Here is a 15,848-nt window from a genome sequence, read left to right on the forward strand (position 1 = left end):
GGTGAGAGATGCCCCCACCAGAGGGAACAGACGCGCAGGAGCATGAAGCGACGACAGCCGCTACGAAAACAGCCGGCCCGCGGTCACCACGGCGGAATGCCGTGGTGGCGCGGGCCGGCGCGGGGCGTTCTCAGGCCGAAACTGCTCCCATCGACGACGCGATGCTGACGGCATTGGCCATCCGTTGACCACGAGCGGCGCCGGAGCTGCGCTCGTAGTACCGATCGAAGACCGCGGCAGCGGCGGCCGGGCTTTGCGCCGATTTGATGTGCGCGTAGGCATTCGACTCGCTGCCTTGCAGCTCACGCATCATGAAGTCGACCTGAACCTGCCAGTCGGTCACCGGTCTGCCCTGGGCCGCGGCGAACTGCTCGAGAAGCGCGCGACGTCCGCCCAACCACTGACAGAGACCGATCGCGCCCTCGTTCGGGTTGAAGGCACCCGTGTCGAAGCCGGATTCGACCTGCATATTGCCCAGGATGCCCGCCGCCTGCGCGGGCGTGAAACCATATCGGGTGGTCAGATACCGGTAGATCTCCGCGGCCTGAACCTGTTTGCCCTCCGGGATCGAGCGGGCACCGGCGGCACTCACCTCACGCACGTCCACACCCGGGACGCGTCTGCCCGGCGCTGGGCTACCACCGGACACGGAGGGGATACCACCGTTCGCACCGCCCCCGAGGCCGGCGTAGGCGGGAGGAGAGTAGGCGGGAGCGGAGCCGCCACCGCCGGGAGCCGAAGCCGGGGCCACCATCGCACCGGCATGCGCCATGAGGTCCTGTTGTGCCCGGGCGACGGTGCGCTCGGCGACGCCGATAGCGGCGTCGATCCTCGCGATAGCCTCCAATTGCCATGCCACACTTGGCTTTGCGGGTACGCTTTCCAGCAACTCACGAATCGTGTGCTCCAAGCCCAGCACTTCGGCACGAGCGGCTCCCGCCACCTGAGCCGACTTGGCGGCTATGTCAGCGGTCCGCACGTCCAGCGAGTTCAGAACCGTCCGGTAGCGGTCCGCCTGCGACTGATCGGCCTGATACTTCGCTTCCATCTCCCCCGCGGCCATCGGCCGCGGGCCCAACGCGCGCAGTGTCTCGACGCCGAGCGCCGCCGCCGACCCGTCACCGAGAGCTTCCAGCAACTTCCGGAGCACCGCTTCGGCACGCACCACATAGGACTCGAGAATCGGCGCGTCGTCAACTCGCGGCAATGTGAACGAAGCCGCCATGATTCACCTTCCACCGTGCCCGCCGCCGGCCGGCGGTGGCTCTCCCGCAGGATGTTTCGGAGGATAGCCAAGACGTGCGGGCATGCCGGGCACACCACTCCCCACTGCTGGGAACAGCGCTTACGCGCCCGTCGACCGGCGCGAGCGCCGTTGCGGGACGCCATCGGCGCGGCCGGGACACTCAGCCCTCGCCCAGCACCTCCGACAGGTCGCCGTCCTCCTGTATCCGGCGGTCGACGAGCCGTCCGGTCAGCTCGCCGATCACGGGGCCGCACATCGTTCGCAGCGTGGTCACGCGGTCCGCCAGAAGCGCCGCGTCCGCGGGTGTGCGATCGGACTCGGCGTACGGCTCCCACGCGTACTGCTGCGTCAGATCGACGAATCTGCGCGCGATCCGATCGCAGGTCACGTGCAGCCAGTCGAGCTCACGCAGTATGTCGGTGTTGGGGACACCGGCGGTCGCGAGCCGATCGACCACCGCGAGCAGTTCCGGATCAGCGATCCGGTAGGTGACCGCGTCGACGGGCTGATAGATGCCCAGGGCCACCACCCGCGCCAAACCGTCCGGCACATCGGCGTAGCGGGCCTGCAATTCGGTGGCCGGGATAGCGGCGTCCACCGCCCCCAGCTCGTCTCGGGTCCGCGTGGCCACGCCGAGCACCGCGCCGAGGTCGTCCCCACGATCCCACGCGGCCAGCAATTCCTTGATGCCGTTCAACTTGATTCCGCGCTCGAGCAGTCTGCCGATGGTACGCACGCGATTCAGATGCTCGGCGCCGTAGTACCCCGTGCGTCCGCGAACCTGCGGCGGCGGTAGAACTCCGCGCTCGTGGTACACCCGGACACTACGCACAGTAGTGCCCGCGGCCTGCGCGAGCTCGTCGATGGTGTACTCGGCCCCTCCAACCATGCGTACAGGAAACCACACCGAAACACCGACTGCCCACACCCGAGTGACCCATCCGGTGTCGGCATGCCCGGCAACAGGTTGCCGTGTCAGGTATTTGGTCCGATCGACCGACACGAGGTAGGAAAGCGCTGGTCACCAGAATGTCCGGGGCCGAACGTGGTTCGCGAGATCGACCAGGCGGTACCGGTGCAGTCGGCTGGAGGTCATCCGAGCCAGATCCCGAAGACATGACTCGAGCCCGAGCCTGAGCCCCTCTTCGGTGACGGGGAAACCCAGCAGCCGTGCATCGGGCTGTTCGGGGTGCGCGCCGGTGCGCAGGCACTCCAGTGCCGCGCCCACCACGACCACGCGCAGCTGGAACGCGCGAGGCTCGTGCTCGGCGGCCGCAAGCCAGGCCGCGGCGGTCGCCAGGTCGGTCCCGCTGATCTCGATGACCGGCCTCGACACCAGCAGCAGCGAACCCGTCAAACGTGTCACCGGGAAATGCCGGGACGCCGCGGGCACCTGCTCGAGTACGGCCACCGCCGCGAGCGGCTCACCTGCCGCCACATGCCGTCGAGCCAGTCCCACCGCCGCGCTGACCACGCCGTGATTGACTTGCCAGACGGCGCGATAGCACTCGGCCGACAGTCGCTGCCAGGTCTGTCCGTACTCGATGTCGTGGGTATCGCGCAGCCGAATTTCCAGGGTGGCCGCCAGTGCGAGCAGTGGCGCCGCTTCACCGGGCAGCATCGAGAGCACGGTGCCGAAACGGGCGTGCGCGTCGGCGAACGAGCTGTCCAGCAGCGCGGCGATACCCAGGTACCACTCGATGCGCCAGTCCGCCGGGTAGCTCGGCCGCAGTTCTTCCAGCAGGCGCGCCGCGGGCGGGACACAGCCCAGATCCAGATACGCCCGGACCGCGGTCAGGGCGCCTTCGAGCTCATAGGAGGCGGGAGCCGACACCACCCCGGTGCGAATCTGGTCGTGCGTGCGCGCCAAGGCGTCGAGCGCGGTGCGCGGCTCGCCGTGCAGCAGTGTCGACAACAGCTCCGCGGAAGGATCCTGGGGGTCCATCAACGGCACCGGCAGCGCGGCGACGATCTCGCTCGCGTCGAGCCCGCCGTCCCGGCCCACGCCGCTGACCATCCCATCGGTCTGCGCGATGAGCGAGTCGATGCCGAAATCACCCCGCATGGAGCCGAATTCGAGCGAAGCCTGCGGTTGCTCGAGCCCCGTCTCCTCGGCCAGCACCATGCGCAGCACGCCGGCCAGCTGGCAGTACATCGAGTACGCGGACGGAAAGCGGGACTCCGGGTCCGGATGAGTGGCACGGCAGAGCAATCGGTACAGCGCTGGATGGCGGCGCAGCACCGCGTGGCCCGCCGGATCCGGAATACCCGGCAGGTGGTGGCCGGTGTCGGCGCGCGGCAGCACGAGCACCATCGCGGCCAAGGTGCGTCCGACGGTGTGAATGTCCGAGGCGACCGTAGGGCCGGTGCGGGTGATCTCCGGCGCCTGATAGCTGGGCGTGCCGTAGATGCTGCCGAAGGAGTCCATGGCCGCCACCGCACCCAAGTCGATGAGTTTGACCTCGTCCTCGGTGACCATGATGTTGTCGGGCTTGAGATCGTTGTAGGCGAGTCCGAAGGAGTGCAGGTAGTCCAGCGCCGGAAGCACTTCCATGATGTAGGCGATCGCCTCGGTAACCGGCAGCCGACCGGGATCGCACTGATCGAGGACCGCTTTGAGCGAGCGGCCCCCCACGTACTCCATGACTATGTATCCGCCATCGGGCTCTCCGGGCGGTGTGTGCCGCACGAAGTTGTAGATCTTGACTATGCCGGGATGCGCTACCTCGGACAGAAACTGGCGTTCGGCGACGGCAACCACGTGCGCCTCGAAGTCCATCGGATTCTGCAGTCCCTTCAGCACTACCCAGCGATCGGACACATTGCGGTCCACCGCCAGATAGATCCAGCCCTGGCCGCCGTGCGCGAGGCAGCCGCGCACGTCGTACTGCCCGGCGACCAGATCCCCGGGGCGCAGCGGCGGCCGGAAGTTGAAGGGCGAGCCACATTCGGCGCAGATGCCGGACACCGCACCGGGACCGGAAACGTCGCGGCGCCCCACCGGCTGGGAACACTTCCAGCAGAACCGCTTCGGCTCCGGCACCTCGGGGTCGGCCAGCGCGGCCAGCGCGGGATCCACGGGGCTCACGCGGGGCAGCTCCACCAGTCCGCCGCCGAGACGGCGGACGCTCGGGCGGGAACGGGCACTGCGACCCGAGTCCTCGGCCGCGGTGGCCACCGAAAGCAGCCGGGACAGCTCGGCTTCCGGCCTGCCGGGCCGGGCGACCGCACGCGCCGGGTTCTCGATGCCGGGACGGCGGGTGGCCCAAGGATGCGCCGGCCACCCGGGTGTGTCCGCACGCCGCATCCGGCCGTTCGCCCAGGGATGCGGGCGACCGGACGTGCTGGGTTGCTCCGACATCGAAACCTCTCGAGCCCGCCGTGCGATCGAGGTCTCATTGTCGGTTCCCTTCGAAATGTATTGCGGTTGTACTGTTCCCACCCCAGGGAACGCCCCGCCCCGGGCTCGGCAGACCGGGACGGGGCGGCACGCTAGTCGCGGTCGCTTTCGCCGGATCCCGAAACGGTGTCCTGCGGTCGTGGACCGTCAGCGTCCTCGAGTGGGTATCGCAGCGGCGCATCCGCGGATTCGCCGGCGCGTCCGGGCTGCCTGCGCTCGGCGACCACGGGAAACTGCCCCGTGTAGCCCTGCCGCTCCGCGGCCACCCGCTGCACGCGCTTACGAGCGAGGAACCAGCCGCCCACGAGCGCGGGGACCGCGATCAGCAGCATCGTCAGCACCGCGCCGCGCTGCACCGCGTCGTCACTGCAGGCCATGAGGACGACCACCGCGGCCAGGAACACGAGCGTCGCGTAGCTGGTGTAGGGCGCACCGATCAGCCGGAACGCCGGTCGCTCCGCCCGGCCCTGGCGCCACCACCGGTACAGCTGCAACTGGCACAGGACGATGACCGCCCATGAGGCGATGGTGCCCAGCGCGGACATGTTCAGCACGATCTCGAACGCCTGCTCGGGGACCAGGGCGTTGAGCCCGACGCCCACCAGGGCGACGGCGCCGGTCGCCAGAATCCCCACGTACGGCACGCCCGTCTGCGACATTCGGGCCGCCGCTGTGGGCGCACTACCGTTCATCGACATCGAGCGCAGGATTCGGCCCGTCGAGTACAGACCTGCGTTGAGACTGGAGAACGCCGCGGTCAGCACAACCAGATTCATGACCGAACCGGCCGCCGGCACACCGAGCTTCGAGAAGAAGGTCACGAACGGGCTGACCCCGGCCTCGAACGCGGTGTACGGCAGCAGCAGCGCGAGCAGCACCAGGGACCCGACGTAGAACAACGCGATGCGCGCGATCACCGAATTGATGGCCCGCGGCATGATCTTCTCCGGGTTCTCCGTCTCACCGGCCGCCGTGCCCACCAATTCGACCGCGGCGTAAGCGAAGACGACACCGGTGGTGACCAGAACCAGGGGCAGCAGCCCCGACGGGAACAGCCCGCCGTTATCGGAGATGACCGAGAAGCCGGTGTTCTGACCCTCGATCGTGAACCGGCCCGTCAGGAAGACGGTGCCGATGATCAAGAAGCCGATCAGCGCGACGACCTTGATCAGCGCCGCCCAGAATTCGAGCTCACCGAACCAGCGCACCGAGATCAGGTTGATGCTCACCACCAGGGCCAGCGCGACCAGCGCGATCAGCCATTGGGGCACCGCCTGGAAGCTGCCCCAGTAGTGGACGTACGCGGCGACCGCGGTGATGTCCACGATGCCGGTCATGCACCAGTGGAAGAAGTACAGCCATCCGACCGTGAAAGCCATCTTCTCGCCGTAGAACTCGCGGGCGTAGGAGACGAACGAGCCCGAGGAGGGGCGGTGCAGTACGAGTTCGCCGAGTGCACGCAGGATGAAGAAGACGAACACGCCGCACACGGCGTAGACCAGGAACAGGCCCGGTCCGGCGCTGGCCAGCCGGCCGCCCGCACCCAGGAACAGGCCGGTGCCGATGGCGCCGCCGATGGCGATCATCTGTAGTTGCCGCGGACGCAGCGACTTGTGGTACCCCGCGTCCTCGGCAGCCAGGGCATCGGTGGATGCCTCGGGGGGTTTGACGGTTGTCATGCTGGGTGACCTTTCACGTGATGCGGGCCATATCGCTCACGAATGTACCGTTAAACAACGGGACGATCAATAGGTGGATACTTCTGCAATCCAGTGGAAACACAACGGCCAGAAGGCAAATCAGCGAACTCGCCCCCAGCGCCACTCAGCTATCGAGCCGCTAAACATCGGCGAGAAGGGATCGCGGCAGGGTTGGCGTGCGTGCGGACCGACGCCCTGGGTGTGCGGGGGCGATCATGAGCTCGCCCAGCACAACCACGCCCTGGCGCCGGGCCGGACGGGTACCGGCGGTCAGCGACCGCGCGGCATCCTCAGGCCAGTAATCCCGAGCGCGACAGAAAGATTCGAGCAGCGGACGGTCCGGCAAAGGCCGCGGTATCGATTCGCACCCCGGACCTGGTGTCGGCGTACCACACGGTCGACCCGGCCCCGATCGCCGCGAACACCGCCCCGTCGGCCACCACAACGGCCCCTCCCGAGCGCCAGCGCCGCAGATCCGCGGCCAACCGATCCGGTGACACGGTGCGCAGCGTGAATATCAGCTCCCGGCCGCCGGCGATGTCCCCGGCGAGCAGTGGATCATTCGCCGCGATGGCGCAGTGCACCGCTTCGGGTTCCGACCGGCGGCAATTCGCCGAGTGCAGTGCGAACGGCATCGCCGCGTACGGAGTCGCCGGGGCCTGCGGCGATCCGAGCCGCGGCACGCTCCACAGCACGAGCACAGTGGAGAGCACCCCGAGCAGCGCGATCGCGCTCAGCGCGGCTCGCCACTGCCACACCGCCGACCCCACCACCCGTTCGACGCCCTCGGTCAGCGCTCCAGCTGTCCGCTCCGCTTCCGCGATCGACTCTTCCGCGCGGCCCGCGGCGGCTACCGCTCGTCTCATGCCGGCGACGACCCGCAAGGGTGCGCCGCACTGCGCGCACAGCGTTCCCGGACCGTTATGACCGCAGTAGTCGCACAGAGAGTGCATCACTGCCCGGTGATCACGATGGAGGACAGGGCGACCGAGTTGACGTTCGGCTCGCCCTTGGACTCCAGGACCGTCAAGACGATTTTGGTGGCGGTCACCGCGGGTTCTATCCGGGTAACCACCAGCGTGCGCTGATCCAGAGTCTGCTGTGTGAACGTCGTAGCGTTGGGATCGTCGAATCTGTACGAAATTCGGCTGACCGTACGATATTTGGCCCACAGATCGGCACCGTCCGGTCCGGCGGCGTCCCATCCCGGAACGACGCCGATGGAGTCGACCCGGTAGGTGCCGCCCAGGTCGATCGTGAGCACCTGACCGTCCACCCGGTAAGCGCGCGCACAAGACCATGCCTTACCGGTCCCCGCGAAGGCGTCGGCGGCGGGCGCTCCGCCCGGCGGGCAATGCGCCTGTGCCGACTTGGCGGCGATCGTCGCTGCCGCGGCGGCGGTCGCGGTGGTGGAATTGTTCACAGCCAAGGTGTTTGGTGAGACTGTCGCGAAATCCGTTGTTCCCGAGGGGGACTCACCGGTACCGGTCGTGATCAGCACAAGGATCAGAACGAGCAGCAGCCCTGCGGCGATCGCGACCCAGGCCTTGCGCGTGCGCAACCCCGACACCAACTCGCGCACGCGCTCGGCCGGGTCCGGCCGTGACCGCTCCGGTCCCTCGGACGATGTTCGTTCTTCGAAGGCCCGGGGTTCTTCGAGGGGAGGTACGGTGCGGTCCGGTAGAGACGTCGAGAAGTCGTGCGCCGGACTGTCGTTCGGGATCTGCCCGTTCAACAGCGCCAGAATCCGTTCACTCGCCTTGGGGACGGCGGCGTTCCGGATCGGCGAGCCGGGCAGGTCATCGGAATCCGGATCCGATCCTGGCGTGAGCGGCACGCCGGGTTCCGTCGCCGTTCCAGGTGACGAGTCAGCGACCGGCGCAACGGCTTCGGGTCCGGACGAACCGAGGGCCGGATCCGACAACAACGCGTCCAGCAGCGCCGCTCGGTGCCGGAGGAATAGGTCCTCCGCGTGCTCGTCGGGCATGGCCGGGATCGTATCCGGGTCGGCGCGACCACCGACACGCCACTATTCCCGCCGGCGAGAAGCCGTCAAGAGTCTCGTCCCCGATCGTCTCGGGTCACGAAATACTCCGGTGGAACATCGAACACCCGGGCCAGGGCGATGATCAGATCGAGCCTGGGGATGGCGTCGCCGTGCATGAGCCGGTACAACCCCGACTGCGAGACCGGTACGTCCGGGTACGCCAGTTCCAGATGCTGTGCGAGCGAATAGAGCGTCAGCGATCTGGTCGCGCCGCCTTCGGTCGACACTATGGACTCGGAGATGAGCGCGGAAAGCCGACTGGAGAACACCGCCGCCGCGGCATGCCGTGGACTCGGTTCAGCCGCCACGTCCGGCTCGTCTTCTCCGTCTGCCGCTCCCATATCCGTTGTCACATCGACAGACACGCGGTCTCACTTCCTTCCCTCATCTGCAACCGCCCGGTCCGCACTAGACCGCCGGCACGAGCTCGTCGGCGGACTCGGAATCCGCGGCGGGCTCGAAGAAGCGAGTCTCCCCGTGCGGCTCGATGAGATCCACTCGGACCGTGCGCATGGGTATGCCCACCTCGAGCGTCGTCGCGTCCACCTGATCGATCGTCAGATCCGCGGATCGGCGCCCGCGCGTCCCGGGATCGCCGACGACGATGCCGGCCTGCGCGGCCGGTTCGCGCGGTGACAGCTGGTCCAGCACCTCGACCGTGACCGCGCCGGGCGACCCCGCCGCGTCGGAGTCCGGCGCGTCCGCGGCCAGTCGCAGTGCGAGCGGGTCACCCACGGCCGCCACCAGCGGCCGCCACTGGTGCGGACGGGACGTGTGCACGATGACACTCGCCCCCATCACCATCGTGCGCAGCACGATCTGCTGTGCGATCGGGAGGCTCGCCCGCACGTCGATGGTGCGGCGGCGCGGGTGATAGCGGATCTGGTCGAACAGCGGGAGCGCGAGAACGTGCCGGGGCCTGCCGGTCAGCGAACCCACCACCTGACCGTTCGGTCCCAGCGGCACATCCACTGTCGCCGGTGCGTCCGACAGGTGCTCGGCGTCGGTGTGCGGCAGCGCCCATACCGAGACGGCGGTGGGCAGGGTGGCCAGCAGCGCGGTCGACTGCCGACCCGACAGCGGGCGCAGCCCCGGTGGCAACGCGTCGGAGATGTCCGGACCGACGAAGCGCACCAGGGCACGCGGACCGGCCGCCGCGTCGGACAGCGCGATCACCACGGTGGTGCGCCCCCGATTGCGAGCCCAGCAGTCGGCCAGGCCCGTGTCACCGAGCCGGGACCAATCGACGACGAAGCTGCTCACCCGGCGGCCCGGAGCCGCGGTGGCCAGGTCGCCCCAGTTCTCCCGGAGGTCGCTCAATTCCATTCCCGCGCACAGTGTCAGGGTCGCCTCCTCCATGGCGGCGGCGGGTAGGACCCGTGCGTCGATGCCGCGTTCACGCAGCCGTCCCGCGATCCGGTGCGCGGCGCCGGCCAGCGCTCGCGGCCCGGAGATCGCACAGGGGCCGCGGCGCGCCAGTGCGGTCAGATTGCGCCGCTGGTCCAGCCGCACCACCAGCCAGGTGAGCCGATCGCCGACCACCGGGTGCGCGCCGATCACCTGTTCGTACACCGGGCCGTAGTCGCCTTCGGCGCGAGCGCGCCGACCGGTGGAGACGATGTCGATGTCCACGCCGACGCCGTACTGGTCCAGCAGCGGCGTCAGCATCTGTGTGGTGACGATGTCCTCGGTATACACCGTGTCTTCCGCGATCACCGTGGGCAGATCGAGATTCGGGGCCAACTGGATCATCGCGACCAGCGTGGACTCTCCCGACCGGATGCCGCACGCCCCCGCGGCGACCTCGACATCGCGCGCCGGCGGCAGGTCGGCGCGTCCGCCCGCGCGGGCCGTGCGGCCGAAACGATAAGCGCCCCAATCCCGCAACCATCGTGTCGCCGTGCGCTCGCGCACCCGGATCGTCAGCACCGCCAGCGCCGCGCAGCCGATCAGGAGGACCGCCCACCAGCGCGTCCAGACGGTCAGCCCGGCGAGCAGGGGCGCACCCCCGATCACCAGAACGGCGAGCGGTCCCCGCTCCGGAAGGCCGATCCGAATCCGTACCCGTCTCATTCTCGCCTCCGCGACCTGGTGTGCCGGGCGTTCACCGCGGCGCCGATCAACACCGATGTCCCGACCACACCCAAGGCGATGAAGCCGGGCCGCCGATCCGGCGCGCGCGGCGGGTCCGGCAACTCGAAGGCCAGACCGCGATCGCGGCCGATCGGCGGGCGCGGCGGAGCGCGAAAGCTCAGGGACGCGGCGGGATCGATCATCCCAGCGCCGACGGCGTTGTCGATTCCACGTGCCGGCGCGTGCGCGCCCGCCTGCAGCCGAGCCGTGATCTCCGCGGGCGTCTCGGTGGGAAACCTCGACCGCAGCAGCGCCGCCACACCGCTCACGTACGCCGCGGCGAACGAGGCGCCGCCGACCGGAACCAGCTTGTCGGGCGAGCCGACCCCGTTGATCAACCCGCCCCCGCCCGGGCCGAGCGATTCGATTCCGGTGCCCGGCGCGGCGACCGACACCCAAGGGCCGGTGAGGGATTCGGCCACCGGATCACCGGTTGCGGTGGTGAAACCGACCGTGAGCACGTCGCTGTCGAACCAGCCGGGACTGGAGATCGTGGTGACACCGTTCCAGTTTCGAGGATCCAGCGGCCGGGCCGGATCGACTGCGGCGTTCTGGGCGCAGCCGCTGCCGCCGGTGCCGCCCGCGCCGGCGACGATGAGCGCCCCGCGCACACGCACCGCGTAACCGATCGCCGAGGCCAGCATGGACTGATCCACCCGGGCGTCCGCCGGCACACACACCGGCAGCGCGACGGTGATCACCTGTGCGCCGAGGTTCGCGGCGCGGGTGATGGCGCGCGCCAAGGTCCGGATCTCCAGCGCGAGCTGTTGTGCGGCATCGAGATTCACCGCGCCGCGGGCACGGAACGCCCCGGATCGGTAGCGAATGGACAGGATTCGGGCATCTGGGGCCACCCCGGTGAAGCCGTCGCCGGGATCCGGTGCGCCCGCGATGATCCCGGCGATCAGGGTACCGTGCGCATCGCAGTCCGATAGTCCGTCGCCCCCGGATTGGACGTAGTCACCGCCGCCGCCGAGTGCGGGCAGGCGCGGATGCGGACTCACGCCGGTGTCGAGTACCGCCACCGTGACCCCGGCTCCCCGGCTCAGCGCGCGGGCACGTGCCAGATCCAGCGCACGCTCGGGCGGCGGGATCTGCGACAGGTCGCTGTTGGGCAGCACGCCCGCTGCCAGGCAGCCCTTGTCCTGCTCGGTCGCGAGTTCGGGTGCGGGCGGATCATCCGCAGGCGGTGGGCCGACGGTCACCTGCGGCGGCTGTACGGCCGCGGCCGGTACCGCCGCCACCGCCAGCGACAGCGCGGCGGCCAACAGTACGGCCTGGACAGGAGAACGCATCAGCGCTCCCGCATGGCGGTGTAGATGCCCATGATCCAGCACGCGAGGACCGGGACGGTCACGATCAGGGCGTACTCGACCAGATCGATGACGCGGCGCACCACCGGGGACAGGCGCACCTGTGGCAGTCGGGTACCCGCGACGCAACCCGCCGCGGCCACGGCCACCACCGCGGCGACCGCCACGAGTCGCGCGGGTGCGGTCGCGTACGCGCCGACCAGGACCGACACCGTCCCGAGAACGGTCAGCGTGGCCGCGGCGATCAGCGTGAGCGCTTGGACTCGATCGGGAAACCAGCGCGTCCGCATGACGAGAATTCCGGCCACGGCCACCGCCATGACGATCTCGCGAATACCGCCCGGCGCGTTCGCGACCGTCAGCACGGTCGCGAACGCCAGCAGCGCCGATACCGCGCCGACCAATCCGCGCAGACTCGTCACCGCTCGGCGCGCCCGGTCCTCGATACCGGCTCCCCTCGATTCACGCTGAACGGCTGTATCCGCTTCGTCCGCATCCGTGTCCTCGGTGCGGGCCGACTCCGCGTCGAAGATGTCGGTGAGCGTGCCCGCGGCGACCTCACGCCCCGGATCGGGCAGGTCCGGCGGCCGAATACGTGCGAGCAGCACGGCGGTGCGCGGGGCGGCGGTGAGCAGTATCAGACCGGCGAGGACGAGTGCGGCCATGACCTGGCGAACGGCCGGATCGAGGAAGGCGGCTACACCCGCCGCGACGGCAACCGGAATTCCCAGCGCCGCGACCGCGACCAGGGCGGCGGCTCCGATCCCGGTGGCTCGCAACAGGGCGATGGCCACGATCGCGACAACCGCCGCCCCCGCCGCGAAGTTGGCCGCCGCGAACGGTCCCGGCTCACCATGAGCGGGCGGCACCGTCATGGCTGCGCCGGCGAACAGCAACGGCAGCGCGGACAGCGCCAGCCCCAGTCGTATTCCGGTCTGCTGCCCGGACCGGTGCGCGCGCAGGGCCGCCAGCCAACAGGCCAGGCCGAGCACCACCGCGGGCAGCGCACACCACAGCACGGAACCGGTACGCGTCCATGACCACGACAGCAGCGCCGCGGCCGCGGCCGCGCCCACTGCCAACGCCACGGCGCCAACCGAAGACGCCGTGCCCGAATCGAATTCGGCGAACTCCCGCTCGTTGATCAGTGCCAGCCCATCGGTGATGTCCTCGACCACCGGCGTGAACGCCTCCGATGACTCCACCGTGGCCAGCAACAGCAGCGCACCGTCGGTGACATCGTGGTCGGCGAGTGCGACCCAGCGCGGCATGGGCGTGGCCCCGGGCCGCGCGAGCGTCCACTGCCCGCGCTCCGGGGTGAAAACGACTGTTTCGTCGTCGATGGCCGAGGCCAGCACGGTGATGAGGTCGTCGATGTAGGTCTCGATGCCGAACTTCGCGGGCAGCACCACATCGACCTGGTAACCCGCGACCATGATCGCCGCCCGGACCCGGGCGACTTCCGCCGGGGTCTGGGCGGGAGCCGTCGGGGTCTGGGCCGGAACCGTCGGCGCCGCGTTCACCGCCATCCCCCGCCCTCGCCGATCACCTGGCCCGGGAAACCGTCGGCCAGTTCGGCCGCCAGTTCCTCGAACGCGAGCACGGTGCCTCGATCCAGCATTCGGATGTCGATCTCTCCGCCCTCGGCCAGGTGTTCGTCGAACGGCAGCACCCGGGTCACGTGGTTCGCGCCCGCGAACAGCTCCTCGATCCGCTCCACTTCTACGACGGGTTTTCCCTCCTGCTGATGCACGATCGCGATGACCGCTTCGGCGGCCAGCCGGTACAGCCCGTGCGAGTTCAGCCACTGCAGGGTCGCCACCGCCCCGGTGACACCGCGAACCGTCGCCGGGGTGACCACCAGCGCCGCATCGCTGGTCCGCAGCACCGCGTCGGTCGCCGAGTCGAGAACCCCGGTCCCGCAATCGATCATCATGAGGCTGTAGTGGCGGCGCAGCACCTCGACCGCGTCCAGATACTCGCGCCCGGACAGCGCTTCGACGGCGGTGGGCACCCATGGGGACGCGAGCACCGCAAGATCTGCGGGGTTGATCGTGGCGAAGGACTGCACGGCCGAGAAGGCATCGATGTCACGCGCTTTCGCCAGATCGCGCAGGGTCAATCCGTAAGGGTGCGGCCCGGTGCGCGCGGTGAGATCGCCGAAGTCCGGGTTCGCGTCGATGGCGACCACCCGATCCGGGCGCAGTGCGGCGAATACCGATCCCAAGGTCGCGACCGTCGTGGTCCGGCCTACACCGCCCTTCACATTCAGCACCGCGATCTGGTGGGTGGTGGCGAGTGGACGGCGGATGCGCCCGCGCCGATCCTCGGTGCGCTGCTCGGCCGGCGACAGCCCGATATTGAACCCGACCCGGTTGAGCGCGCCACGCATGCCGGAGGTCGAACGCAACCTGGCCCGGCGATTCGCCGCGATATCGGCGAGCAATTCAGCGGAGGTCAGTGCCAGCGGAAATGATTGAGCCCGAGCGTATTCCGTAGCTTCCGCTGGTTCGGGCCGACCGGACTCAGCAGGTAGCCGATCCGGTGGCGCGGCGCCGGCCGGCAGTCCCGGCCTGCCGTGCGCAGGGGCCGGGGCACCGGCCGGCGGCCGGACCTCCGGCGCCCGCGAGGTAGCGGGTGCCGCGGCAGCGGCGACCTGAGCCTGAGCAAGAGTTTCAGCGGTGGATTCACCGTAGGCCGGAACCGCGGGCGCCTGGATCGGTCCCCGATGTTGCCCGACGGGTTCGGTATCGGCCCTCGGGGCCGTCGTGCGCACGTCCCCAGGCGCGGACGCCGAGGCGGGCTGGGGATCGCGTGAAACCATCTGTCCCGGTGCACTTTCGACGGTCGAGGGAGTCGATTCCGGTACGTCTCCCACCGCCCGGCGTCCGGGCAGGTGTGCCACGCCGGGCTCGGTGGCCGGCCCGGAGGTCCGCCCATGATCTCCGCCGCGGCCGGCGACGGTGTCGTGCCAGGTGCGGGCGGTGGCTTCGCTCGGCTCGGCGAGCTGGGTGAAGTAGGCGTCGTAGCCGGCCTCGGTGTGACTCGGCCCGACGAGCCGGCCATTGCTGCCCGGTGTTCGGCTCACTTCCCTCATCCTCTCGAAAATCGCATCGGAACAGTCAGTTTCGACTGAACTCGAACCAGCTGTGCCCGGGCAGCAGGTCGGCCAGCGCGCGCAGGCCCGCGTGCACGGCCACGTCGTCGCCGGGCAGGTAGGTCGACCGGATCTGCCCGTCGAGTGCGGTCGCGGGTATGACCACGATCCGGCCGGCGGCGGTGTCCAGCACGCTCAGGCACAGCTCGGCGGCAGCGGGGGCGCCGTCGCGGTGGGCCATCATCACGATCTCCGCGCGCCGCGCTGTCTCGGTGATCGCCCGGGTGAGCAGGGCGGCGGTGTGCGGTTCGGCCCCCAGCTCGACCAGCGCCCGCCGTCGCTCCGCGGGATCGGCGGGAACGGCGGCGAACTCTTCGAGCGACGCGGTCACGGGCCGGAAATCCTGGGCCGAGGACGAGCCGAGGACGGCGAGCAGCGCGGCCGCCACCGCCTCGAGCCGATCACCGTCGACATACACCGGCTGAATGACCACGTGATCGTCGCACCGCAGGGCGAGCACATGAGCCGCACCGCTGCGGACCAGGCAGAAACGCAGCATGCTGGGTGCTTCCGCCACCGGCGCTCCATCGACGATCCGGGCGGCGAGCTCTACATCCGGACGATGCAGACAGCGCACCCACCGCACCACCTCCGGGTGCGGGACGCCGTTGTCGAGTACGCCGATCTCGGTGAGCCGAGCCCGCACCTCGGCTCGGACCCGCGCATGGTCCGCCGGGTCGAAGACGGTGGGCAGCAGGGCCAGCACCGGCGGGTAGGAGTCGACGCCCGCCAGCTCGAGCAGAGCCAGGGCCGCGTCGGCGTTCAGGTCGATCGCGATCGGATCATCGTTCACTTGTGCCACCGAGTAGCCGGGTGAGAAGTGCAGCCCCTGCCGCGCCGAACCGGCGACAC

At 69.6% G+C, this 15,848-nt stretch carries 12 protein-coding genes; all 12 read right to left on the bottom strand.

The annotated features are described in order from the left end of the window. Positions 1-130: 130 nt before the first annotated feature. A complete protein-coding gene (locus tag ACWDOP_RS14910; RefSeq protein ID WP_456345514.1) occupies positions 131-1,225 on the bottom strand; it encodes a phage tail tip lysozyme in 1,095 nt (364 codons plus the stop codon). A 181-nt stretch (positions 1,226-1,406) separates the two neighbouring features. Further along, positions 1,407-2,135, bottom strand: coding sequence for a MerR family transcriptional regulator (locus ACWDOP_RS14915; RefSeq protein WP_456345515.1), 729 nt, complete (start codon positions 2,133-2,135; stop codon positions 1,407-1,409). 132 nt (positions 2,136-2,267) lie between these two features. Next, positions 2,268-4,607, bottom strand: a complete 2,340-nt coding sequence (locus ACWDOP_RS14920) for a tetratricopeptide repeat protein (RefSeq protein WP_456345516.1) — start codon at positions 4,605-4,607, stop codon at positions 2,268-2,270. Positions 4,608-4,738: 131 nt separating this feature from the next. Further along, on the bottom strand, positions 4,739-6,325 hold the full coding sequence (locus ACWDOP_RS14925) for an amino acid permease (RefSeq protein ID WP_456345517.1): 1,587 nt from the start codon (positions 6,323-6,325) through the stop codon (positions 4,739-4,741). Positions 6,326-6,636: 311 nt separating this feature from the next. Next, positions 6,637-7,212, bottom strand: a complete 576-nt coding sequence (locus ACWDOP_RS14930; protein ID WP_456345518.1) for a hypothetical protein — start codon at positions 7,210-7,212, stop codon at positions 6,637-6,639. An 86-nt stretch (positions 7,213-7,298) separates the two neighbouring features. Continuing rightward, positions 7,299-8,333 carry a discoidin domain-containing protein gene (locus tag ACWDOP_RS14935; protein WP_456345519.1) on the bottom strand — a complete coding sequence of 345 codons (1,035 nt, stop codon included), beginning with the start codon at positions 8,331-8,333 and terminating at the stop codon, positions 7,299-7,301. Between the two features lie 65 nt (positions 8,334-8,398). Continuing rightward, entirely contained in the window at positions 8,399-8,701 is a 303-nt protein-coding gene (locus ACWDOP_RS14940; RefSeq protein WP_456345520.1) for a helix-turn-helix domain-containing protein, read from the bottom strand. A 100-nt stretch (positions 8,702-8,801) separates the two neighbouring features. Beyond that, on the bottom strand, positions 8,802-10,466 hold the full coding sequence (eccE, locus tag ACWDOP_RS14945; RefSeq protein WP_456345521.1) for a type VII secretion protein EccE: 1,665 nt from the start codon (positions 10,464-10,466) through the stop codon (positions 8,802-8,804). Next, complete coding sequence (gene mycP / locus ACWDOP_RS14950) at positions 10,463-11,821, bottom strand: type VII secretion-associated serine protease mycosin (protein WP_456345522.1); 1,359 nt, start codon at positions 11,819-11,821, stop codon at positions 10,463-10,465. The genes eccE and mycP overlap by 4 nt, the downstream gene beginning before the upstream one ends. Beyond that, entirely contained in the window at positions 11,821-13,368 is a 1,548-nt protein-coding gene (gene eccD / locus ACWDOP_RS14955) for a type VII secretion integral membrane protein EccD (RefSeq protein ID WP_456345523.1), read from the bottom strand. Before eccD ends, mycP begins: the two co-directional genes overlap by 1 nt. Further along, the gene (locus ACWDOP_RS14960) at positions 13,359-14,231 is read right to left on the bottom strand and encodes a MinD/ParA family ATP-binding protein (RefSeq protein WP_456345524.1); all 873 of its coding nucleotides are present in this window, start codon (positions 14,229-14,231) and stop codon (positions 13,359-13,361) included. Before ACWDOP_RS14960 ends, eccD begins: the two co-directional genes overlap by 10 nt. Before the next feature lie 730 nt (positions 14,232-14,961). After that, positions 14,962-15,789 carry an ESX secretion-associated protein EspG gene (locus tag ACWDOP_RS14965; protein WP_456345525.1) on the bottom strand — a complete coding sequence of 276 codons (828 nt, stop codon included), beginning with the start codon at positions 15,787-15,789 and terminating at the stop codon, positions 14,962-14,964. Between the last annotated feature and the right edge of the window lie 59 nt (positions 15,790-15,848).

The sequence above is a fragment of the Nocardia sp. NPDC003693 genome (assembly GCF_053981095.1).

What these genes read in the sequence shown, in the direction of transcription:
- ACWDOP_RS14910 (WP_456345514.1), bottom strand. Translation starts at nt 1,225, where the DNA reads ATGGCGGCTTCGTTCACATTGCCGCGAGTTGACGACGCGCCGATTCTC.
- ACWDOP_RS14915 (WP_456345515.1), bottom strand. Translation starts at nt 2,135, where the DNA reads ATGGTTGGAGGGGCCGAGTACACCATCGACGAGCTCGCGCAGGCCGCG.
- ACWDOP_RS14920 (WP_456345516.1), bottom strand. Translation starts at nt 4,607, where the DNA reads ATGTCGGAGCAACCCAGCACGTCCGGTCGCCCGCATCCCTGGGCGAAC.
- ACWDOP_RS14925 (WP_456345517.1), bottom strand. Translation starts at nt 6,325, where the DNA reads ATGACAACCGTCAAACCCCCCGAGGCATCCACCGATGCCCTGGCTGCC.
- ACWDOP_RS14930 (WP_456345518.1), bottom strand. Translation starts at nt 7,212, where the DNA reads ATGAGACGAGCGGTAGCCGCCGCGGGCCGCGCGGAAGAGTCGATCGCG.
- ACWDOP_RS14935 (WP_456345519.1), bottom strand. Translation starts at nt 8,333, where the DNA reads ATGCCCGACGAGCACGCGGAGGACCTATTCCTCCGGCACCGAGCGGCG.
- eccE (WP_456345521.1), bottom strand. Translation starts at nt 10,466, where the DNA reads ATGAGACGGGTACGGATTCGGATCGGCCTTCCGGAGCGGGGACCGCTC.
- mycP (WP_456345522.1), bottom strand. Translation starts at nt 11,821, where the DNA reads ATGCGTTCTCCTGTCCAGGCCGTACTGTTGGCCGCCGCGCTGTCGCTG.
- eccD (WP_456345523.1), bottom strand. Translation starts at nt 13,368, where the DNA reads ATGGCGGTGAACGCGGCGCCGACGGTTCCGGCCCAGACCCCGACGGCT.
- ACWDOP_RS14960 (WP_456345524.1), bottom strand. Translation starts at nt 14,231, where the DNA reads ATGCGTGGCGCGCTCAACCGGGTCGGGTTCAATATCGGGCTGTCGCCG.